Origin of the sequence: Marinobacter sediminum, assembly GCF_016820575.1 — a bacterium.
GTDB lineage: Bacteria > Pseudomonadota > Gammaproteobacteria > Pseudomonadales > Oleiphilaceae > Marinobacter > Marinobacter sediminum.
This window is the reverse complement of the sequence record NZ_JAEMQH010000001.1, coordinates 1,385,113-1,405,317: the sequence shown is the minus strand read 5'-3', so window position 1 is coordinate 1,405,317 and position 20,205 is coordinate 1,385,113. Positions and strand designations below refer to the sequence as shown.

At 56.4% G+C, this 20,205-nt stretch carries 29 protein-coding genes; 7 read left to right on the top strand and 22 right to left on the bottom strand.

Annotation, left to right across the window (positions count from 1 at the left end):
* Window positions 1-27: 27 nt before the first annotated feature.
* The 5 genes from FGO67_RS06290 to FGO67_RS06270 form a co-directional block, all read right to left on the bottom strand.
* On the bottom strand, window positions 28-366 hold the full coding sequence (locus FGO67_RS06290; protein ID WP_041339467.1) for a zinc ribbon domain-containing protein YjdM: 339 nt from the start codon (window positions 364-366) through the stop codon (window positions 28-30).
* Between the two features lie 67 nt (window positions 367-433).
* Window positions 434-883 (bottom strand): hypothetical protein, encoded by a 450-nt coding sequence (locus tag FGO67_RS06285; protein WP_203299808.1) that lies wholly within the window; start codon window positions 881-883, stop codon window positions 434-436.
* A gap of 132 nt (window positions 884-1,015) precedes the next feature.
* Window positions 1,016-1,411 carry a hypothetical protein gene (locus FGO67_RS06280; protein ID WP_203299807.1) on the bottom strand — a complete coding sequence of 132 codons (396 nt, stop codon included), beginning with the start codon at window positions 1,409-1,411 and terminating at the stop codon, window positions 1,016-1,018.
* Window positions 1,404-2,891 (bottom strand): type VI secretion system PAAR protein, encoded by a 1,488-nt coding sequence (locus FGO67_RS06275; RefSeq protein WP_203299806.1) that lies wholly within the window; start codon window positions 2,889-2,891, stop codon window positions 1,404-1,406. The genes FGO67_RS06280 and FGO67_RS06275 overlap by 8 nt, the downstream gene beginning before the upstream one ends.
* Window positions 2,892-3,414: 523 nt before the next feature.
* Window positions 3,415-4,062 (bottom strand): transcriptional regulator, encoded by a 648-nt coding sequence (locus FGO67_RS06270; protein WP_203299805.1) that lies wholly within the window; start codon window positions 4,060-4,062, stop codon window positions 3,415-3,417.
* A gap of 295 nt (window positions 4,063-4,357) precedes the next feature.
* Here FGO67_RS06270 and FGO67_RS06265 point away from each other — a divergent pair, with 295 nt between their 5' ends.
* On the top strand, window positions 4,358-4,651 hold the full coding sequence (locus tag FGO67_RS06265) for a hypothetical protein (RefSeq protein WP_203299804.1): 294 nt from the start codon (window positions 4,358-4,360) through the stop codon (window positions 4,649-4,651).
* Between the two features lie 62 nt (window positions 4,652-4,713).
* Here FGO67_RS06265 and bcp read toward each other — a convergent pair whose 3' ends face one another.
* Genes bcp through FGO67_RS06250 form a run of 3 tightly spaced genes read right to left on the bottom strand, consistent with a single transcriptional unit; the run spans window position 4,714 to window position 6,764 of the window.
* Window positions 4,714-5,172, bottom strand: a complete 459-nt coding sequence (gene bcp, locus FGO67_RS06260) for a thioredoxin-dependent thiol peroxidase (protein WP_203299803.1) — start codon at window positions 5,170-5,172, stop codon at window positions 4,714-4,716.
* Window positions 5,173-5,213: 41 nt separating this feature from the next.
* Window positions 5,214-6,254 (bottom strand): sodium:calcium antiporter, encoded by a 1,041-nt coding sequence (locus tag FGO67_RS06255; RefSeq protein ID WP_203299802.1) that lies wholly within the window; start codon window positions 6,252-6,254, stop codon window positions 5,214-5,216.
* 27 nt (window positions 6,255-6,281) lie between these two features.
* Window positions 6,282-6,764 carry an FKBP-type peptidyl-prolyl cis-trans isomerase gene (locus tag FGO67_RS06250; protein ID WP_203299801.1) on the bottom strand — a complete coding sequence of 161 codons (483 nt, stop codon included), beginning with the start codon at window positions 6,762-6,764 and terminating at the stop codon, window positions 6,282-6,284.
* A gap of 305 nt (window positions 6,765-7,069) precedes the next feature.
* Between FGO67_RS06250 and FGO67_RS06245 the strand changes: the two genes are divergently transcribed.
* The gene (locus FGO67_RS06245; protein ID WP_012136625.1) at window positions 7,070-7,276 is read left to right on the top strand and encodes a cold-shock protein; all 207 of its coding nucleotides are present in this window, start codon (window positions 7,070-7,072) and stop codon (window positions 7,274-7,276) included.
* Between the two features lie 76 nt (window positions 7,277-7,352).
* Here the strand turns inward: FGO67_RS06245 and FGO67_RS06240 are convergent, their stop codons facing one another.
* From FGO67_RS06240 to gcvA, 4 genes are all read right to left on the bottom strand, one after another.
* The gene (locus tag FGO67_RS06240) at window positions 7,353-8,144 is read right to left on the bottom strand and encodes a substrate-binding periplasmic protein (RefSeq protein ID WP_203299800.1); all 792 of its coding nucleotides are present in this window, start codon (window positions 8,142-8,144) and stop codon (window positions 7,353-7,355) included.
* 164 nt (window positions 8,145-8,308) lie between these two features.
* On the bottom strand, window positions 8,309-8,752 hold the full coding sequence (locus tag FGO67_RS06235; protein WP_203299799.1) for a cupin domain-containing protein: 444 nt from the start codon (window positions 8,750-8,752) through the stop codon (window positions 8,309-8,311).
* A gap of 153 nt (window positions 8,753-8,905) precedes the next feature.
* Window positions 8,906-9,346, bottom strand: coding sequence for a thioredoxin TrxC (gene trxC, locus FGO67_RS06230; RefSeq protein WP_203299798.1), 441 nt, complete (start codon window positions 9,344-9,346; stop codon window positions 8,906-8,908).
* A 135-nt stretch (window positions 9,347-9,481) separates the two neighbouring features.
* Window positions 9,482-10,360, bottom strand: a complete 879-nt coding sequence (gene gcvA, locus FGO67_RS06225; protein ID WP_203299797.1) for a transcriptional regulator GcvA — start codon at window positions 10,358-10,360, stop codon at window positions 9,482-9,484.
* 126 nt (window positions 10,361-10,486) lie between these two features.
* Here gcvA and FGO67_RS06220 point away from each other — a divergent pair, with 126 nt between their 5' ends.
* On the top strand, window positions 10,487-10,660 hold the full coding sequence (locus tag FGO67_RS06220; RefSeq protein WP_203299796.1) for an RSP_7527 family protein: 174 nt from the start codon (window positions 10,487-10,489) through the stop codon (window positions 10,658-10,660).
* A gap of 158 nt (window positions 10,661-10,818) precedes the next feature.
* Here the strand turns inward: FGO67_RS06220 and FGO67_RS06215 are convergent, their stop codons facing one another.
* Both FGO67_RS06215 and FGO67_RS06210 read right to left on the bottom strand, forming a co-directional pair.
* On the bottom strand, window positions 10,819-11,106 hold the full coding sequence (locus FGO67_RS06215) for a hypothetical protein (RefSeq protein ID WP_203299795.1): 288 nt from the start codon (window positions 11,104-11,106) through the stop codon (window positions 10,819-10,821).
* A 59-nt stretch (window positions 11,107-11,165) separates the two neighbouring features.
* The gene (locus FGO67_RS06210) at window positions 11,166-11,432 is read right to left on the bottom strand and encodes a DksA/TraR family C4-type zinc finger protein (RefSeq protein WP_203299794.1); all 267 of its coding nucleotides are present in this window, start codon (window positions 11,430-11,432) and stop codon (window positions 11,166-11,168) included.
* Window positions 11,433-11,523: 91 nt separating this feature from the next.
* Between FGO67_RS06210 and FGO67_RS06205 the strand changes: the two genes are divergently transcribed.
* Window positions 11,524-12,303 carry a cobalamin-binding protein gene (locus tag FGO67_RS06205; RefSeq protein ID WP_203299793.1) on the top strand — a complete coding sequence of 260 codons (780 nt, stop codon included), beginning with the start codon at window positions 11,524-11,526 and terminating at the stop codon, window positions 12,301-12,303.
* Between the two features lie 42 nt (window positions 12,304-12,345).
* Here FGO67_RS06205 and FGO67_RS06200 read toward each other — a convergent pair whose 3' ends face one another.
* A complete protein-coding gene (locus tag FGO67_RS06200) occupies window positions 12,346-13,617 on the bottom strand; it encodes a mechanosensitive ion channel family protein (RefSeq protein WP_203299792.1) in 1,272 nt (423 codons plus the stop codon).
* A 185-nt stretch (window positions 13,618-13,802) separates the two neighbouring features.
* On the opposite strand from FGO67_RS06200, the gene FGO67_RS06195 reads away from it, so the two are divergent.
* The 3 genes from FGO67_RS06195 (at window position 13,803) to FGO67_RS06185 (ending at window position 15,333) form a co-directional block, all read left to right on the top strand.
* The gene (locus FGO67_RS06195) at window positions 13,803-13,970 is read left to right on the top strand and encodes a hypothetical protein (RefSeq protein ID WP_203299791.1); all 168 of its coding nucleotides are present in this window, start codon (window positions 13,803-13,805) and stop codon (window positions 13,968-13,970) included.
* 160 nt (window positions 13,971-14,130) lie between these two features.
* A complete protein-coding gene (locus FGO67_RS06190) occupies window positions 14,131-14,682 on the top strand; it encodes a hypothetical protein (protein ID WP_203299790.1) in 552 nt (183 codons plus the stop codon).
* A gap of 36 nt (window positions 14,683-14,718) precedes the next feature.
* The gene (locus tag FGO67_RS06185; protein ID WP_203299789.1) at window positions 14,719-15,333 is read left to right on the top strand and encodes a PEGA domain-containing protein; all 615 of its coding nucleotides are present in this window, start codon (window positions 14,719-14,721) and stop codon (window positions 15,331-15,333) included.
* 147 nt (window positions 15,334-15,480) lie between these two features.
* Here the strand turns inward: FGO67_RS06185 and FGO67_RS06180 are convergent, their stop codons facing one another.
* The 7 genes from FGO67_RS06180 to ureA form a co-directional block, all read right to left on the bottom strand.
* The gene (locus FGO67_RS06180) at window positions 15,481-15,666 is read right to left on the bottom strand and encodes a hypothetical protein (RefSeq protein WP_203299788.1); all 186 of its coding nucleotides are present in this window, start codon (window positions 15,664-15,666) and stop codon (window positions 15,481-15,483) included.
* 41 nt (window positions 15,667-15,707) lie between these two features.
* Window positions 15,708-16,346 carry an urease accessory protein UreG gene (gene ureG / locus FGO67_RS06175; RefSeq protein WP_203299787.1) on the bottom strand — a complete coding sequence of 213 codons (639 nt, stop codon included), beginning with the start codon at window positions 16,344-16,346 and terminating at the stop codon, window positions 15,708-15,710.
* Window positions 16,347-16,385: 39 nt separating this feature from the next.
* A complete protein-coding gene (locus FGO67_RS06170; RefSeq protein ID WP_203299987.1) occupies window positions 16,386-17,081 on the bottom strand; it encodes an urease accessory protein UreF in 696 nt (231 codons plus the stop codon).
* Entirely contained in the window at window positions 17,071-17,613 is a 543-nt protein-coding gene (gene ureE / locus FGO67_RS06165; RefSeq protein ID WP_203299786.1) for an urease accessory protein UreE, read from the bottom strand. The genes FGO67_RS06170 and ureE overlap by 11 nt, the downstream gene beginning before the upstream one ends.
* 32 nt (window positions 17,614-17,645) lie before the next feature.
* On the bottom strand, window positions 17,646-19,349 hold the full coding sequence (ureC, locus tag FGO67_RS06160) for an urease subunit alpha (RefSeq protein ID WP_203299785.1): 1,704 nt from the start codon (window positions 19,347-19,349) through the stop codon (window positions 17,646-17,648).
* Between the two features lie 219 nt (window positions 19,350-19,568).
* Window positions 19,569-19,883: an urease subunit beta gene (locus FGO67_RS06155; RefSeq protein WP_203299784.1), complete on the bottom strand. Its 315-nt coding sequence runs from the start codon at window positions 19,881-19,883 to the stop codon at window positions 19,569-19,571.
* Window positions 19,884-19,893: 10 nt separating this feature from the next.
* Window positions 19,894-20,196, bottom strand: a complete 303-nt coding sequence (gene ureA / locus FGO67_RS06150) for an urease subunit gamma (protein WP_203299783.1) — start codon at window positions 20,194-20,196, stop codon at window positions 19,894-19,896.
* Between the last annotated feature and the right edge of the window lie 9 nt (window positions 20,197-20,205).

The window sequence follows — 20,205 nt, the reverse complement described above, 5'->3', positions numbered from 1 at the left end:
TTGGAGAGATGCCTGGAACAGGTCTCTTCAAACCTTTTTTACAAACTCCGACTTCAACTTCATGGCGCCGATACCATCGATCTTGCAATCAATGTCGTGGTCGCCGTCTACCAGGCGAATGTTCTTTACCTTGGTGCCGACCTTGACCACGGAACTGGACCCTTTGACTTTCAGATCCTTGATTACGGTAACGGTGTCACCGTCCTGAAGCTCGTTGCCGTTAGCATCGCGAATCAGGCTCGCGGCTTCTGCGGCGGCCGTCTCAGTTTTATTCCACTCGTGGGCGCACTCGGGACACACCATCTGTTCGCCATCTTCGTAGGTGTATTCAGAACCGCATTGGGGGCACGGCGGAAGTTGAGACATGACGCTTTCCTGTGAGGACGTTTAAACGCGCATGATACCAGAAAGCCTGCCCAAGCCTTGCTTCGCTCTAACTGCTCCATACCCCCAGCATCGCACCTGTGCCTAATACAAGCGCACCGCCCACTTCCCCGGCGATCAGCAACGTCATGAACAATCCGGTCACCCAGGCTGGAAGCAGCCGCTTGCCCAAACGGTGGGGACGACGCAATTGGTTGTCGGTGTCCTGCAGCAGGCCATGGATAACGTAGGTGGCAATCGCAAGAGCGAAGAACACCAGTGCAGCCAGCGCTGCGATAGTATTCACCCAACCCGCGAACACGCTGTGGGCGCTGAACGCCGTCAGCAGCAACGCCGCAAAGCTATAAAGCAATGAACTGCGGTGAGCGATATCCACATACACCGGCGCGGTGGCGTTTTCGCTGCGTGCCATGTGCCGATACTTCCAGATGCCGGTGATCAGCCCTGTCATGAAAAACAAAAAAGCCGCAGAAAGGCAGATTTTCTCAGCCAGAGACATGAACTCGCTCCGTTGACGGTGGTGGGGGGCTGAATTATGCCACTTCGGCACAAGAGCGGATCGAGAAAACAGGAACTAGGGTTCTTTCGGCCTTTGATGACCAATGCTCCGCTTTTACGACCCGTGTATTGGCTAGTCGAACGTTTCAAGATACCAACCTGAAAGAAAAAACAGGAACATTAAAAACGCGTACACCGTGAATGGCACTAATACCCAAAGCTTAAGAGAAAGTGGCAGGGGTTCTTGTTCGTCACCCATTCTGGCCTCAATGCGCGATCCGATACGAGGGAGGTTGCGGAAAACAAAGAAAGCGTACACATGGATCACCCTCATCCAGCGACCGATAGGGCCATTACCCCAGACGAGCCGAATGCCGTCTAATTGTTTGCCAGGGGTGGCAATGCGGCGCTCCACCTCCACAGTTTTTCGGAAAAAAAGAGTGACCATGAGGAATAACAGGATGAGGCCAACCCCAAGGGAGGTAGCTCCTATGATCGCCGCCACCTCTGTCAATCTCGCCTCATTCATGAATGATTTCCCTGAGCTTTTCACCAACAACCTCGCCAGCTGCTCCGCCGGAATAGCCTCCTGCAGCCGCTCCAAAACCACTGAGGATAATTGCACAGGCCACACCACCGATTCCTACAGAAGTAACTGCAAATGCAACACACACACCCGAAGCAGCCGCGCCAATAGTACCGCCACCCACGGAACCAGTCAGCCTCCCACCTTCCCGATAAGACACCACCTCACACTCTTTATCACTGCCCTCGGTACACGCCTTATAAATACTGCGTCCAGAGGCGAAGGAGTCCAGAGCAATCCCGGCATAACCCATCCTTGTCACTTGCTTTGCCCCAGTCGCCAATCTTCCGTAGTGCGTCGCGTACCCGGGAATACTTCCAACGCCCGCCTTCTTCCAGTGACTAACAATACTTTTTGACGACAGCCCCAACCCGCGCTTCAGCTTGGCATCATCGTCCAATGACATACCACGCTTGGCCAAACTCCCCAACGCAAAATCCAGTTTCTTGAACAGCGCCCGGCGTTTCTCGAAGAAATCCTGATGATTGAGATGCCCATGCTTGCGGTAGCTGTCCTGATGCAGGCGCTCCACCTCCACCAACACTTGCTTGATGTGATCAAGCTGCTTGCCAACCATCACTGAACCAGCGCCAACTCCGGCAGAACTCGTTGAGGTGATGACCTCCAGAAGGTCGTAGTTCTTGATTAGAAACAGTGCTTCGTCTTCGTCGAGCGACCGCACCTGGGCATTCACCTGCTCAGCCACCGCCATCAGGTCTGCTTCCTCAACGCTGCATTCCGTTGCTTCAGGGTCACCCAAAACGATCATCTCACCGGGCAGCACCGTGTCGCCTAAGCCAGGATTCAATCGATCAAAGCTGTCGGGCTTTGCCGAGGCGTCACCATAGAGCGAGGCCAACAGGGCATTTCGGCTCATTGGGCGTTGGGCTACGTGGAAACCAGGCTCCACGCTGACGCTCTGGGTTTGTTTACTGGAATTCCCACCGAACAAGCCTGGCACAGCCGAGCTTGCTGCAACGCCACTGCCGCCATCTCCGACTAGCCCGCTGGGCATCTCGGCACGCACCTGCTCCGGGGCTTTGCTATCAGTAGCACGCGCAAAGGAGGCTTTCGCCCGTGTAGCTGGCTTTGCCGGACTCGGAGAATTACCGGTGAACGTGGCTGGCGAATGAGTGTCACCAATGACCACGCTGCCACTGCCGATGGTGACACCGCCGCATGAAATCGCGCCGCCGGTTACGGCAGCGGGGATGCCGTTGATCAGAACCGTGGACGAACCGGCAGCGATGGTACGGGAATGCGTCGGATGCTTTGGCTTAGTGTGAGGCGCGAGGGGGTCGCCAACGCGGGCGACGGGTTTGCCGTCGATCAATACATCAGGGGAACCGGCAATCACCGGTGTTGGGGGGAAACCGGCATGGTCCGTGCCTAGGTCGCCCAATAATACGATGCTCTTTGTCATTCCTTTGCTCCGTTGCTCCTTCGATCCTTGAAGGGGAGTTCGCAATCTTGCAGCAGGTTGCTTTCAATGGCTACCGAATGCGTCACGCTAGCCAATATTATCTAAGCACTCCAGTTAGCAGTTGTGCATTAGGGCATTACAAAGATCTACCCAGCTGTCAGCGCAACCACAGCCCGCCTGATTTCTTCTGTTATTTCCATGAGACTTGTCACCAAGGCCTCGTCTACCTCGATTTCGCCCTCATATTCCGCCAGATTCCGCCAGATTCCGCTTTCGGTGGGCCTGATCAAGAACCCTCCATTTAGCTGGAGACAAATCAAGCGTGTGCTGCAAGCACTGAAATACCAAATATCGGTTGTCAGATCGATAGCCAGAGTGTCGAAGTGCCGCCAAAGAAAGCGCGTGCGCAGCGTTGTAAGACAAATCGAAGCGGCTTTCCAGGCTTAGCGCTTCAAGGCCTGCATCCTTCAATCGAACGTTACCAGACTGAATGAGTCCTTGGACCTCGTTCGAGTCCGCCGCCTCATGGTGGAGTTTGTGTATCCGAACCAGGTTCTCCAGTGCTTCTTGATTCATTGATGCTTCCTTTCAGCAATATGTACTGTCCTTCCAGGACTTTCTTCAAAAAAGGGTTTTCATTGGCTCGACGTTTTTTAAACTCATTGCTGTTGTAGAGGGTTGGGTTGATGGTCCGCGAAAGATTGCTCTCTGCCGGCCCCAACACTTCAAAGACTTCTTCCAGGGTAAGAGTATCTGACACCAACATCAGGTCAATATCGCTATCGGCATGCTCGGTTCTTTTGGCGACAGAACCATAAATCAAGGCCAGATCAATTTTATGGCGAATTGGCCGGAGAGCGTCTTCAACCTGCTGTTCCGGGCCGAGAAGCTTGGTAACAAGAGAAAACAGCTCAGGATAAACCGGTGAGTCCGGATTGGCTTTATACCGCTTCTGCCGCCCCTGAAGGTTGACTTGTACCAACCCGCTATCAACCAGACGCAGAAGCTCTCGCTGCACAGCACCCGAACCTGCTTCGGCCGCCTCAATAAGCTCTTTAATCGAAAAGTCCCTACCCTGTCGTGTGAAGAACAAGCGCAAGACCTTTTGCCGAGTGGCTGAGAACAGGGCATTCGCCAAGCCAGTGCGATTTAACGTTGTAACTTCAGTCATATTGATGAGGCCTTATCAAAACCCATTTTGGGTAACAATATACCCGAAATGGGTATCATGGAACCGCAAGTTCGACTAGCGTCAGCCTGATCAAACCGGCGTGCAAGATCAGCTCCGAGCCTTTCAATACCTCAAGGGCTTCGGGACGCATTTTGCTGTGGGTGTCTGCGATAACGCCGATGTTCATGGTTTGGTCTAAGCTCAGTTATTCCACTCGAAGAGAATTGATCATAGGCATAATGTCCTCAGCCTAGCGTAATAAACAATCGAGACATCGTATCCGAAGGAGAACAATATGAAAAAGCTACATGCACTCGCGTTTTATGCCCTGATCACACCCGCTATAGCCTTGGGTTCAACCACTCTGCTCGCCTCCCATCACGGCAGTGAGAATAAAGATCTGGGCGAACAGGATATGGATAACCACGCCAAACCCGGGAAGCAGGATTCTGAGCTTTACCAAGAGGCCAAAAAGTCCAAATACAATAAAGCCGATACAACGGGCCTGGATGATTCGGAAAAGAGCGTCCAGTCAGGCATGAAGAAAAAGGATGAGATGGAATCGTCGTCTATGAGCGAAGAGGAGTGACTTGATCGGAGCTGAGCCTGGCATGCACGTGGCCGGCTTTGGCCACGTGCAGAGGGCGGTCGCTACGCTAGGTCATCCAGAATTTCCTGCACATGCTCGGCGGGTTTTACCTTGCCGTAATGGCGCACAACCACGCCTTTTTCATCAATCAAGAAGGACTCCCGGTTAACGGACATCACCTGTTTGCCGTACATATTCTTCTGCTTGAGCACTTCGTACTGGTTCACCACCACTTCTTCAGGGTCTGCCAGAATCGGGAAATTCAGCGACTCTTTCAGGGCGAACTTTTCGTGTGACTTGACCGTGTCCCGGCTTACACCCACCAATACCTGCACTCCGTGACTCTTGAGCTCCTCCAAGCGATCCCGAAACTGCTGGGCTTCCGTGGTACAACCCGGCGTGGCATCACGCGGGTAAAAGTAGAGCAACACCTTCTGTCCCTGATAATCCGACAGCGTGTGTTCTTTGCCTGCCTGGTCTTGCAGTGTGAAATCGGGTGCAGTTTTGCCTTCCCAGCTCATCGCAGTTTTACTCCTCAAAGAATTGCAGCTGAACGCCCAAATCAGCCAGTGAACATCAACACCACACCAAGCCCGTAGAGCACCATGATTGCCAGGCTCTCTGCTCCGATTCGTCCGACGCCATAGCGTTCCCGACGTATCAACCCCATGATAAGGATGGCCGCCATCAGCAGGGTCAGTGCCACCCAGCGTTCCGAGTCGGCCGTCATCGTGTGGTAAATCGAGCCATCCCGGTAGGCGATGTCCGAGGCAGCCATGAAAAGCGTATCAAAAGCATTCCCGCCGATGATACCTGCCACCGCGAGTGTGAGCGCACCCCGCCTTACCGCGGCAACTGAGGTAACCAGCTCCGGAATGGACGTACTGACCGCTGTCAGAAGAACACCGACAATTGTCTGGCTCAACCCGGCTTCCGAGCTGATTGTCGTGGCGGCGGGCTCGAGTACCAGGCCAGCCGCTCCAAGCGTTGCCATCAGCAGCGCGAATTCTGTCCAGAGACGGCTCAACGATGGCAGCTGGCTCTCGCTCTCCGGCTCATCCTGCCGTGTCTCACCGGTAATGGAGGGGCGCCACATGGGGTCTTTGCCAGCACTCTGGATGAGCCGGGTGCCGTAGAAATAGAAGCCAAGCAGTATCGGGGTAACCGGGTGGATACCCCAGACGGTCACATCCGGCAAGTTCGGAGCCAGAAGGATCAACGCCAGAAGCGCGATCAGCAGTCCGTTCTGCATCATGTTGGGGGCTGAGGCTGCCGCGTGTTCCAGGTTCGCACGGCGATAGACCATGTCGGCAATGGCCAGGAAAAAGGTCTGCACCGCGATGCCCCCAAGGGCATTACTGACAGCCAACTCCGGGTGCCCCCGGTAGGCTGCTGTTACCGAGAGCACTGAACCACTCAGGGAGGTCGCTGCCCCCAGAAGCACGGCTCCCGCTGTCGCCTCACCCAGCCCGGTCCTGTCGGCTAGCTGGTCAACCACGCGGGTGATGCGAGTGCCCGCGATCGCAATCACCAAGGCACAGATACCGAACACCACAATACTCTGTAACAGCGTCCAGCTGTCCGGATCCACAATCGACACCATCGCCCTCCCTAGGCTCGCTCTAATGCGTTAGTGATGGTGTCCACCCGGGCCGTGCACGTGGCCGTGCGCCAGCTCTTCCGGGTCGGCGGCGCGGACTTCGATGACTTCGATATCGAAGGTCAGGGTTTTGCCGGCCATCGGGTGGTTGGTGTCGACATCGGCGAACTTGTGGCCGACCTTGGCAACGAGCACATGGCGCGGGCCCTGCTCAGTTTTCACCTGGGCGATCATGCCCGCCTTCCAGCGCTTGGCGCCCATCAAATGCTTGATCGGGACTCGCTGAATGGCATCGGCTTTACGCGGCCCATAGGCTTTCTCCGGGCCGACGGTAACGCTGAAGGTATCGCCGGGCTCGCGCCCTTCCAAGGCCTCTTCCAGGCCCTGGATAATGCCGCCGTGGCCGTGCAGATAGGCGTTCGGCTCGCCACCGCGGGAGTTTTCAACTTCGTTGCCCTGTTCATCGCGGACGCTGTAGTGGAACAAGACCACCTGATTCTTTTCGATTGGCATAGGATTCTCTGCGACGGTAAATGGTGCGCCATTATAGCCAGCTGTGGTGCTGACTGCAGGGAGGAAGCATGACATAAGTATTTTCCTTATATTCGAAGCTTTGCTATGCAGGGCCGCTTAATTAGCGTACCGTCTTCGTCGTTGGAAAGATTTAGCAAAGCATTTCACGAATAAGACCTCTTGTGTTACCACACCTTTTGTCCTGTTTTTGATCCCGCACGTTTTTTATTTCCCGCGCATCGTTGACCAAAGATCACAACGATCCTTTGGCGGCACTTTATTGATTAATTTCAGGATAGCTATTTATGTCTACAATTACCGGTAACGTTAAGTTCTTCAACGAAGCAAAAGGTTTTGGTTTTATCACTCGTGAAGGCGGCGCAGACGTCTTTGTTCACTACAGCTCTATTCAGGGTAGTGGCTTCAAAACTCTGGCCGAAGGTCAGGAAGTGGAATTCAGCGTGACCGAAGGCCAAAAAGGCCCGCAGGCAGAGAACGTTATCGGCCTGTAAATAACAGCCGATACGTGATGAAAAAAGGCAGCCTTGGGCTGCCTTTTTTGTTGGTAATCAGAACCGAATTGTCGTGTTATCGATACCCTTCCATCAGGGTGCTCGATTGAGACTGGAATTCGGGGCTCTGCATGACCGCATCGATTTGATTGATCACCTCTTTAGCATTTGGAAGCTTTCGCGAGACGCCAATGTGAAAAGGGATCTGGGAGTTTGGGATAAAATCTACCTTGCGAACTTTCAGCTTCTGCGAATAGCCAAGTTGCCGAGCAATGAGTCGAGCGTCTTCCGCTGGCTGAACCAAAAAATCCCCGGCCTTACGCAGCATCAGAAGATGCATCATCGCATCCAGGTGCTGGCCCGGCACACGCTCCAGATAGCCGGGAATATTGTTATCTTCCCACTTGGACCCACTTTCGACGATCACCCTCAGACCGGACAAGTCAGCAAAGCTGGTTGCAGATTCGATCACATCGATATTCGGGTTATCAGCAGAGTACACCAAATGACCAAAGTCCTGCGTGAAGAGCGGTTCCGCTGAAAAAACTGCGTAATCCTGTCGGCTTTCCGACGGGTAGGTCATGAAGCCATCGTTGATGCCATGTCTGACGTTGTATTGCGCTCTCGCCCAGGGCGTCACCAAACTTGCCGCGGTGTAGTCGGGAATAAAACTGAAGGCCAGTTGCACCACATCCGGGAACAGCCCGACGGCCTTCCCGTCAAGCAACGAACTGTACGGCGCTGATTTTTCGCTGAACGCGAAAGTCAGTGTGGTGCTGCCTTGCGAAACACCGGGCAAAGCAAGTACTGCAATCAGGAGCGCGATCTGCAACGGCGCCGCCATTCCGTTCAAAAAATGCCTATTCACAAAGGATACCTATGGGGGGCTCTGAGATGGTTACCTGGGGCCCAGGTGAACAACCCGTTGATTCGGTGAATCAATTCTATGGTGTTATGTCCATCAGAGAAACAGGTTTTCCGCCGTTTTCCCACAGGCAATAAAATCTTAAGAAAATGCGTCCCAACTTCGCTCTACAAGTGCAGCGTCACGCCGTTCTGACTCAGTACTTCCGTGATGGTCTCAATGTTCGGCGGGCCTGGAGGAATTTCCTTATCCACAGCGGCAAACATCTGGGTCGCTTTACTCCCGGCACCCGTCACCTCCAACATTTCGCCGCCATCTGGGCCATACTCGAATGAGTGCACCGTTCCGCCAGGCACAAAAACAAAGGTGCCAGGAACACAGGTTTCCAATTTACCGTCGCAAGTGAAATCAACGCTCCCCTCAAGGACAAAAAACGCTTCGTCCCACTCATGACTGTGCGGGGGAGGCCCCATGCCCTTCTCCCCTCGCTGAAATGTAAACTCTTGCCCGCGGGTGACATTCTTTGCGGCGAGAACAGTAACCTCGGTGCCTACTACACTCAGCGCACGCTCATAATCCCCCGGCTTAACAATGGTTGAATGCCTTTTCATCAGTGCCCTCCCGCCCGGAGATTCAAGCCCCTTCTGGAGCATGATTCTGGGCCAGCCTGAGATGTTTGGTTATCAAACAATCCATGAACCCGGCCAACAGCATATGGTCGTTTTTAAAGTTTAGAACAGGCTGCGAAAACCACACACGACGCCCTAACGAACACCCTGTGACTGCAGCCACTGGCTAATCTGAGCCTGATTCATGGCGCCGCTCTGGCGGGCGATTTCTCGACCATTCTGGAACAGGATCATCGTCGGTATGCTGCGGATACCAAACTGGCCGGACGGCCCAGGCGCGGTTTCGGTGTTGAGCTTGGCAAAGCGTACATTGCCCCGCCAATCCTTTGAAGCCTGCTCGAACTGTGGCGCCATCGCCTTGCAGGGGCCGCACCAGCTGGCCCAGAAATCCACCAGCACCGGCACGTCGCTGCGCCCGGTGTGTGCCGCAAAGCTCTGCTCCGACAACTCCAGCACTTGATCCGGCCAGAGCGGTTGCTTGCAGGCACCGCAGTTACCACCGGCAGACAGCTTGTCGGCAGGTACCCGGTTCGTTTTGTGGCAATGGGGGCACACCAGGTGCTTGATGTCGGTCATGGTTGGTCGGCCTTTCGTTGTCGAATGGTTGAAATAATCAGGGCACATGGCTGGAAATCAAGCAGCAAGCCAGATCCCTGGCGTTGTGTGGAATTTGAATCTGTATCGGTTTTTGAACCCCAGTTTTCGGTTGCCCTACATCTCGCTCATCAGCCACTCCTTGAAGGCTTTCATCCCGACGGTCAGCGGACGTTGTTTGCGATAGACCAGATAGAAAGCCCGATTCGTATCGAGCTGAATGTCGAACGGCACCACCAACTGCCCCGATTTAATCTCACGGGACGTCAGGGTGCTATCAGCCAGCGCAACTCCCAAGCCTTCCTGGGCCGCCGCCGTGGCCAGTTGCCCACTGGACATCTGTAGGCTGCCCCGGGCGGATATAAAATCAACGCCTGACTGTTGCAGCCAGTTCTCCCACTCCCACTTCCGCTTGCTGACATAGATCAACGTGTGTTTAGCCAAGTCTTCAGGCTTTTCCAGCGGTAACTCACCGTCCAACAGCTGCGGGCTACACACTGGCACCAGCATCACTCTGCGCAGAAAATGCACTTCAATGTCGTCCCATTCACCACTCCCGAAATAGACCGCCATATCGGTACTGGTGCGGTCGAAATCCAGCAGCCCCATGGACGCGTTAATTTCCAGTTCAATATCGGGGTACAGGGCCTGGAATCGCGCCATGCGTGGCATCAGCCAGCGGGTGAGGAAGTTAGGGGCAACGCTGATCTTGACCACGTTGGATTCCTGGTTCGCAGTCAGTCGTTGTGTGGCCATCTCAATCTCGTCGAACGCGTGCCTGACAGATGAGAGGTATTGCTCGCCTGCCGGGGTCAACGACACCGTTCGCTTGCTTCGGTCAAAGAGTGCAAGTCCCAAATTTTCTTCAAGCGTCTTAATTTGATGACTGACCGCAGATGACGTCACGAACAGTTCCTTGCCGGCTGCGGAAAAGCTGAGGTTCCGTGCGGCTGACTCAAATACCCGAAGCGCATTGAGGGGTGGCAGGTGGCGCATAACATTTCTCGACTGATGAGATTAATTCAACAGTCTGCTGAGAAACGATCGCTTTTTCAATAGCGTCCTACTCACTATCATTGTCCGTACGATAAATATTCAATTCTCGACTGAGGACACAACACTATGAGTTACCAAGCTCCGAAACTGAACGAAGACGGCACCATCGACATGAACTACTACACCCAGCTTGCAAAGCAACAGCGCAGTGAGCACATCGCGCAGATGGCGGCGTCACTGAAAGCCAGCATCAAATCCTTCTTCCACGTGAAGCTGCCAAAGCTGTCCACGAGCCATTAAGCTGTGCTCCCCTCATCGCTGAATGACCTTAGGTGTAGATTGGCTGGTTTCGCCGACGCTGGCGTACCAGCCTGCTTGCGTCCTGGAACGGAAAACCAGTAAAGATCCGCTCTCGGGTTCACCGTGCGTAGCGGCGTTGCCGTACGCAGAAGCGAAGTTCAAGAAGGGAAAATTGAAACGCCGTCTACCTCAGTTACCGTTTTGGCACCCGCCCGCTCAATAACTTTCAGAAGGGTGGATTGAATCGTTTCATCTTCCCGGGCATCACCGCTACTGACAAACGATTGCTTCTGCGGCTCTGCGCCCTCCTCCTCGGTAAATGAGATAACGACCTCAGTGGCTGAATCCGGCGTGTTACCGAAGTACTCCAGTGAAACTAACGGATAACCGTGAAAGCCCTTCTTAACCTGCTTGGCAATACGCTTCTTTGCTTTATCTAACTGCATAATAAGAGCCTGTTGTTACGTTTGATATCTCGATAAAACAGGGCTGGCGCGAAATGCGCTCACCTCAGCTGGCTGTCTTTGCTACCACGTCGATTAATGCCACGTGACGACGTTTCCTCCTTTTCAAGAGCAGACTGGCAGGCAACGCACAGTCGAACGCCCGGAATGGCCTGGCGGCGAGCTTCGGGAATAGCTCGGTCACACTCATCACAATTCGCCGCGCTCTCGCCGTTACCCAGCTGGCTGCGTGCGCGTTGCACTTCGTCGTCGACGCTCGCGTCAATTTGATCCTGAACCGCTCCATCACGTGACCATCCACCTGCCATAGCGTTCTCCGATCCTGAAAGAAATGGTGCCGCAAAGCCTAGTAAAATCCTTCGCGTCCCGTGTCGTCAATCATTTAGAGCCCGCGCCCCTATGAAATATCCCCAACGCATTGTCTGCCTCACCGAAGAAACCACCGAGACCCTCTACGCCATCGGCGCCGAGGACCGCATAGTCGGCATCTCCGGGTTCACCGTCAGGCCGGAGCGAGCCCGAAAGGAAAAGCCCAAAGTCTCCGCCTTCACCTCCGCCAAGATCGGGAAGATCCTGGAACTGAAGCCAGACCTGGTGGTGGGCTTCTCAGACATGCAAGCAGACATCGCCGCCGAACTGGTGCGCAGCGGCGTGCCCGTGCACATCTTCAACCAGCGCACCGTGCCCGGAATCCTCTCGATGATTCGCACCCTCGGCGGCATGCTGGGCCTGGCTGAGCACACCGACGCCTATGCGCAGGAACTATCAGACCGAATTGAGCGAATCCGGGCCGAACGAGCGAGAGCAAGCCGCCCGCGTGTCTACTTCGAAGAATGGGGCGACCCGATGATCACCGGCATCGGCTGGGTGTCGGAGTTGATCGGCATTGCCGGCGGTGAGGATATCTTCCCGGAACGGGCCGCCGAGCCCGGCGCCAAGGAACGCATCATTGAGAATCCCGAGGACGTCATCCAGCGCCAACCGGACATCATCATCGGCTCCTGGTGCGGGCGGAAGTTTCGGCCAGAGCAAGTAGCCGAGCGGCCTGGGTGGGGTGAGATTCCAGCAGTGAAAAACGGTCACCTGCACGAGATCAAGTCACCCCTGATTCTTCAGCCTGGCCCGGCGGCGCTGACGGATGGGCTGGATGCGTTGTGTGGGATTATTGATCGGGTGTGATGGTCTAGAAACGATCCGCGAAAATAGATCTGTCCCGGTGTTCTATTTCGCCGGCACTTCCTTGATGTAAAGGTCTTGTTGCGGGAATGGGATGGTGATGCCCTCTTCCTTGAACCGGCGCCAGATTTCCAGATTGATGTCAGAGCTTACGCTGCCGAAACCTGCTTGCGGGTCTGCGACCCAGACCCGGGCTTCCAGATGAATGCCGTGGTCGCCGAACTGCGTTAACCGGCACACAGGCTCTGGCTCTGAAATCACCCGGGGGTGGTCCCGGGCGATCTCCAACATGATGGCCATGGCACGCTCCACGTCGTCACTGTAGCTTACCGAAACCGGGATCTTCAGGCGCACGTTAGGGTCCGAATAAGACCAGTTAATCACCTCAGTGGTAATAAGGTTTTCGTTGGGAATGAGCGTATCCACACCATCGCGGTTGCGCACCACCACATAACGGGCATGCAGTGCGACCACCCAGCCAAACTTCTCACCAATACTGATCACATCACCGGGGCGAATCGAGCGGTCGAACACAAGGATAAAACCGCTGATAAAATTGCTGGCAATACGCTGCAAACCGAAGCCAAGGCCAACACCCAGGGCACCGCCGAACACCGCGAGCGCAGTGAGATCTATACCGACGAGATTTAGCACCGACAGCCCAGCAACGGTGATCAGCACCAACTTGGCGACTTTGGAGAAACCCACGGCTGCGCCGGGGCTCAGATACGGCAACTGTGTCAGTCGCCGATCGATAATGCCCGAGAGCCAAATGGCAACCACCAACACAAGGCCCATCAGCAAGATTAGCTTTACGACCGCCAGCAGGGATATGCGTAGGTCGCCCACGGAGAAGGCCAGGCTATCCATGGCCTCAAGCAACCCGGGTAGCAAGCCCACGAGATGCAAACCCACCACCAGCCAGATGAGGGTACTGATGACATTTTCCGAAGCCTTGACCAAGGGCCCGCTTCGCATGCCCTTGCGCAACATATAAACCAGGGTGCGAATCAGGGCGAATGAGATCAGCAGCGGGACCGCGAGATCGAGCGCCCAGTGGGCTTGATCCAGCGCAGCGAGTAACGAGCGGCCCAGCAGAACCACCAGCAGCATCGAGATGGGAAAGGCAAGGCGCTGGAGGGTGCGTTGGGTAAGATGTCGCACGCCCAGAGACTCGGCAGCGGTAAGCCGGGCAATGAGATGATGCAAATAGAACGCGGCCATCCCCGCAACCACCAGAACCGCGGCCTGCGGGATGACATCCAGCACGCTTATTTCCTGAACGGCCACCAGCAAATCCTGCCAGCTTTCTCCCATCGACAACTCCCGGCTAACGAGAATTCAGTAACTGGCCGCACTTGGCAGCATTCAGTCTCTCTTCAGTATAGGATCCAAAAAATGAATCTGTTCCGGGTTTCTGTTGCCTGGGTGATCGCTTACCGGCAGTCTGGCCCGACTCAGGCCTCGTAGTAATGAAAGAATCGTGAGAGGAGAGCCGCCTTATGAAATACGAACACGCCATCGTGAAATTTAAAGGAGACGTTGGAGTCCTTCTTTGCAACGGCTGCGGCGTTGTGATCGCTGAGGGCAAAAAACACGAGGACCGTGAACACTACGGTGCAATGTGCATGAGTGGCAATTGCAAAGCGAAATTCAAAAAAGGGAAATAGATCTGTCCCGGTTTTCTCCAATTTGACGAAGTTTTACTCCTCCCCTCCTCCGCTCCATAGCAAGCTCATCAATGCTCAGTTATCATGGCGAACCGCGATGAACTTCGGTCCATCGCCAGAAATAAATCAAAATAATCAATCAGGTAAGAAGGAATCTACTGTGAAAAGTGCAAGGATCCTGGCAGTACTGGCCGCGCTACTCTACCTCACTGGCTGCGCCTCCGGCGCACAAATGGGCAACATGGTGTACCAAGGACCAGTGAAGGTTTACGACACGGCCCTGGAAGACAATGTCGATGTCACCAACGTATCCGGCGGTGAAAAAACAAACCCCGCATGGACCTCCGAGATCGATAATGACGCCTTTGCAGGTGCGCTGAAACAATCCCTACAGAAACAGGGCCTGCTCGCTGGCAGTGGTCGCTATCAGTTGGAAGCATTGCTATTGGAAGTGGATCAGCCCATGTTCGGGCTGGACTTCGAAGTAACCACCCACGTTAAGTACATCCTGACCGACCGTGAAAACAATGGCGCCGTTGTACTGAACGAGACGATTGTCGCGCCCTACACCGCCACCATTGGCGACGCCTTTGCGGCCATCAAGCGCCTGAGACTGGCTAACGAAGGATCTGGAAAAGCCAACATTCAGGGCCTCATTGAGAAACTCTCCGACCTGCAAATCCAGCCGGGCAACATCTCCCTCGCACAGTAAGTTTTCTGGAAATCAGACCAACGACAAGGAAGCACCATGAAGTCTCCGCTACTACTAACACTGGCCGCCATCGCGTTTCTATCTACCGGTTGCGCATCGGTCGTCACTGGAACCGATCAGAAAATTACCTTCAACAGCGAGCCTGAAGAAGCCACCGTTACGGTTTCCGGCCGGGTGCTCGGTAAAACCCCGCTGACCGTACCGGTGGACCGAGCCTCCAATCAGTCCCTTACCTTTGAGAAGGAAGGCTATAAAACCTATACCGCTCAACTATCCACCACAACCAATCCGTGGTTCTTCGGCAACATCGTAATTGGCGGGCTGGTGGGCTCCACCACCGATGGCGTCTCTGGGGCGATTCACGAGTATTCCCCTGACCAGTACTTCGTCACGCTGAAGCCCGACACACCCACAGGGATCTCAACCTCCAAGCCGCGCCAGATTAAGGAAATAATCATCGCGTTTAGCGGAGAATTTCGCCACCAGTTAGCGAGCGGCGGTGGTGAGAAGGTAGACACCATCGTGCACTTGCTGGGCATCAGTGCCTCACATAAAGAAACCACTATCCGGGCACTGAACCAGCTTGCACTGTCGAACAAGAGCGACCTGGAGCTAGCTGAAACAATCATTGAGATTTACGACGTTCAGTGATGACCAGCTCGTGAAACCGGAGGGGAACAATTCTGAATCCGCTCCGGTTTCCGTAAAAGCAGCTTTCGTCTGTTGCTTTCTGTTTCCGCAAGCTACTTGCCAAGTCTACCCTACACTAGGCTGCCTAGGGCCCCTAGAATTCGATTGCTAGACCTGCCCGTCCCGCTTACGTCGCATCAAGGCGAAGATTCCAACGGCGACGGCGCTAGCCCCAGCCACCAAATACTCAATATGCAAAACATCCCCAACGGCCTCATGCCCCGGATGCCCCCAGGCAGCGCCAGAGGCGAGGATCAGGCTGGCAGTCAGGGCGAGTTGGTTACGTAGTTTCATGGTTGTATCTCCGTAGTGCGTTAATCGTTTAATTAATTCGTTCAGGCAGTTTCAGCCACTTTCCCAGGCCGGCGCTCAGGCAACATGCCGCGCTCCAAAATGAAGCTGATGATCGTCTCCAGCCCTACCCCGTCGTACAGGTTGGTAAACACGAAGGGCCGCTCGCCGCGCATTTTCTTTGAGTCCCGGTCCATGATGTCGAGGGAAGCGTGTACCTGTTCTGCGATGTCGATCTTGTTGATGATCAGCAGGTCGGATTTGGTGATGCCTGGGCCGCCCTTGCGGGGGATCTTGTCGCCGGCGGAGACGTCGATCACGTACAGGGTAAGGTCGGACAGTTCCGGGCTGAAGGTGGCGGAGAGGTTGTCGCCGCCGGATTCCACCAGCACCAGTTCCAGGTTCGGGTGGCGGCTTTGCAGGTCGTCGATGGCTGCCAGGTTCATGCTGGCATCCTCACGAATAGCCGTGTGCGGGCAGCCGCCGGTTTCCACACCTAGGATGCGGTCGGCGTCCAAGGCTTCGTGGCGCAGGAGGAAGTCGGCGTCTTCCCTTGTGTAGATGTCGTTGGTGACTACCGCGATGTCGTAGTGGTCTTTCAGGGCCTTGCACAGTTGGCGCAACAGGGCGGTTTTACCGGAACCGACCGGGCCGCCGACTCCAACTCTCAGACAATGTTTCATGGCGTGTTCTCCGTTTCTGTTCTAATCAGCGTTTGTTGTTCAGCTTCTGAAAAGCCGTGAATACTGGGTTTCGTGCAGGGCGCTGCCGAGCGCCAGGCCGGGTAGTACCGGGCCAAGTTCGTGGTCTTCTTTCTTTAAGGCGTTATCCACGGCCATCACCAGTTTTGGGCGCAGCCGTTCGGTCAGTCGCTGGGCGGCGGTGTGGCCCAGGGGCATGGCTTTGCAGGCCACCGCCAGCTGGTTTTCCAGCCAGGCCCAGGCAAAGCCGAGCAGGGTTTGCCTGGCGGGCACGTTGCGCACGTGGGCGGCCCAGGCGAACAGGGTGACGTAGCCGGGTTCTTCCGGCAGCAGGCCTTCCTCCGGCAGCAGTTTCAGGCTGCCGAACAGGCGCACCAGGGCGGCGCCCAGACGGAGGTCTTCGTCCACCAGTTCGGCGGTTTCCCGGGTGGCATGCAGCCAGTCGTTCCAGTCGGCCACGGTGTTGCCGTCGTGGTTGGCCCAGGCCTGTTGCAGGCGCACCAGCAGTGGCAGTTCGCATTGGGTCAGGCCGTCTTCCAGTACGCCTTCCAGCCAATCACCCAGCTCATCTTCTGTGGTCACCCAGCCCAGCTCAAAGGCGCTTTCCAGGCCTTGAGACCAGGCAAAGGCGCCGATGGGCAGCGCGGGGCTGACCAGTTGCAGCAGGCCTAGAAGAGCGAGATCGCCCACGGCGGTTTGGCTGCTGTCAGTGAGCATGAGAGTGGTCATGGCTGTGGCCGTGCTCATGGGTATGGTCATGCGAGTGGCTGTGTGAGTGGCTATGACCTTGCCCTGCCTGAGCGTAGGCACCCGGTTCAGGATCGAACGGGGCACGATGGTGCTCCAGCGTTGCCCCCAGGCGTTCGGCCAGTTCTTCCAGCACATGATCGGGCGGAAAACGGACCCAGCCCGTTTTACCATCGGTTGCGCTGTCGTCACTGCCAATAGCCAAGGACACGTGGCGGTTGCCGAGGTGGTAGCACAGCCGCGCCAGGCCCAGGCCGGGTTCAATGCGGGCGGTGACTACCGGTTCATCGGCAGCGCGGATGCGAATGATCTCGCCGGTTTCCGCCTGCAGGAAGGCGCCTTCGCGCAGCACCGGGCCGCGATCGAGGAACAGGCCCACGTCGTAACCGGTGTCGGTTTTCGCCCGCAGGCGGCCGCGCATGCGCAGTTCAAACGGCAGCGTGAGGTGGTCGTGAATTTCGGTGGTCTCTACCGGGCCGACCCGTTGTGTGAGTTCAAGCATGTGGGCTCCTAAAACAGCCATGAGCTGTCTCTTTAAAAAAGGTGGTAACGCTGGGCCAACGGCAATTCGGTGGCCGGCTCGCAAGTAAGCAGCTCGCCATCGGCGTGCACTTCGTAGGTTTGTGGGTCCACGGTCAGGTGTGGGCAGGCGTCGTTCAGTTTCATGTCGCCCTTGCGCACGTCCCGCACGCCTTTGCAGGCGGACAGCGGGCTGTCCAGCCCCAGCTCTTCCCCAATGTTGGCGTCCAGTGCGGCCTGGCTGACGAAGGTCAGTCGGGTGGCACTGGCGGCTTTGCCAAAGGCACCGAACATCATGCGGTAGTGCACCGGCTGGGGCGTGGGGATGGAGGCATTGGGATCACCCATGGGCGCCGCCGCGATCATGCCACCTTTCAAAATAGTGGCGGGTTTTACGCCGAAGAAGGCCGGGCTCCAGAGCACCAGGTCGGCCAGTTTGCCCACTTCCACGGATCCGACTTCGTGGCCGATGCCGTGGGTGATGGCGGAGTTGATGGTGTATTTGGCGATGTAGCGTTTGGCGCGCAGGTTGTCGGCGCCCCGCTCTTCGTCTTCCGGCAGCAGGCCGCGCTGCACTTTCATTTTGTGGGCGGTTTGCCAGGTGCGGCAGATCACTTCGCCGACCCGGCCCATGGCCTGGGAGTCGGAGGAGATCATGGAGATCACGCCCATGTCGTGCAGGATGTCTTCGGCGGCGATGGTCTCGCGGCGGATGCGGGAGTCGGCGAAGGCGACGTCCTCGGGGATGTTCGGGTCCAGGTGGTGGCACACCATCAGCATGTCGAGGTGTTCGTCCACGGTGTTCACGGTGTAGGGCCGTGTGGGGTTGGTGGACGACGGCAGCACGTAATCTTTGGAACAGGCGGTGATGATGTCCGGGGCATGGCCGCCGCCGGCGCCTTCGGTGTGGAAGGTATGGATGCAGCGGCCTTTGAATGCGGCCAGGGTGTCTTCCACGAAGCCGGATTCGTTCAGGGTGTCGGTGTGGATGGCCACCTGGATGTCGTACTGGTCGGCCACGGTGAGGCAGTTGTCGATGCTCGCGGGCGTGGTGCCCCAGTCTTCGTGCAGTTTGAGGCCGATAACGCCGGCTTTTACCTGCTGCTCCAGTGCTTCGGGCAGGCTGGCGTTGCCTTTGCCCAGGAAGCCGATGTTCATGGGCAAGGAGTCCACGGCCTGGAGCATTTTGCCGATATGCCACGGTCCCGGGGTGCAGGTGGTGGCGTTGGTGCCGGTGGCCGGGCCGGTGCCGCCGCCGAGCATGGTGGTGATGCCGCTCATCAGGGCTTCTTCGACCTGCTGGGGGCAGATGAAGTGGATGTGGGGGTCGATGCCACCGGCGGTGAGGATTTTGCCTTCGCCGGCGATGATTTCGGTACCCGGGCCGATGACGATGGTGACGTCTGGCTGGGTGTCGGGGTTGCCGGCTTTACCGATGGCGGCGATGCGGCCTTTCTGGATGCCAACGTCGGCTTTGACGATGCCCCACCAATCGAGGATCAGGGCGTTGGTGATGACGGTGTCCATCACGGTGTCGTCCGCCAGCTGGCTTTGGCCCATGCCATCGCGGATGACTTTGCCGCCGCCGAATTTTACTTCGTCGCCGTAGTGGGTGTGGTCTTGTTCGACTTCGATCCACAGTTCGGTGTCGCCCAGGCGGACTCGGTCCCCTACGGTGGGGCCGTACATGTCGGCGTAGGCTTGTCTTGTTATCTTCATGCTATCCCTCGTTATTGGGCTTGGGTGCCTGAGTCGCGGGTCGCTTTAGCTTGGGTGTCTGGGCCGGTCGCTTTAGCCCTTCCGGGAAACGCTCCTTCGGCACGTCCATGTGACGCTTGAGCTTCGCCATCCATGGCTTCGCACATTCCCGGAAGGGCCAAACCGCCCGACCCTCCGACTTCACCACCGCCTTCAACTCGCCCGCTGCTCCCTTTCGCGTTAGTTCTTGTCCAGTTTGCCCATGACTTCACCGCGGAAGCCGTAGATTTCGCGTTTGCCCGCGAACGGAATCAGGGTGACGTTGCGGGTTTGGCCGGGCTCGAAGCGGATGGCCGTTCCAGCAGCAACGTCCAGGCGGTAGCCTTTTGCCTTATCCCGATCAAAAGTCAGGGCCGGGTTGGCTTCCGCGAAGTGGTAGTGGGAGCCGATCTGGACTGGGCGGTCGCCAGTGTTGGAGACGTCCAGGTCGATGCGCTCGCGGCCTTCGCAGAGTTCGATGTCGCCGTCTTTTAGCTGGTATTCACCGGGGATCATGGCGCGCTCCTCACACGATGGGGTTGTGGACGGTGACGAGTTTGGTGCCGTCCGGGAAGGTGGCTTCCACCTGCACTTCGTCGACCATGTCGGCGATGCCGTCCATGACGTCTTCTCGGCTGAGTATCTTGGTGCCGGCGGTCATGAGTTCGGCCACGGTGCGGCCTTCGCGGGCGCCTTCCATGATTTCGGCGCTGATCAGGGCGATGGCTTCGGGGTAGTTGAGTTTCAGGCCCTTGGCTTTGCGGCGCTCGGCCAGCAGTGCGGCGGTGAACAGCAGCAGCTTGTCTTTGTCTCTGGGTGTCAGTTCCATCGGTTGGCT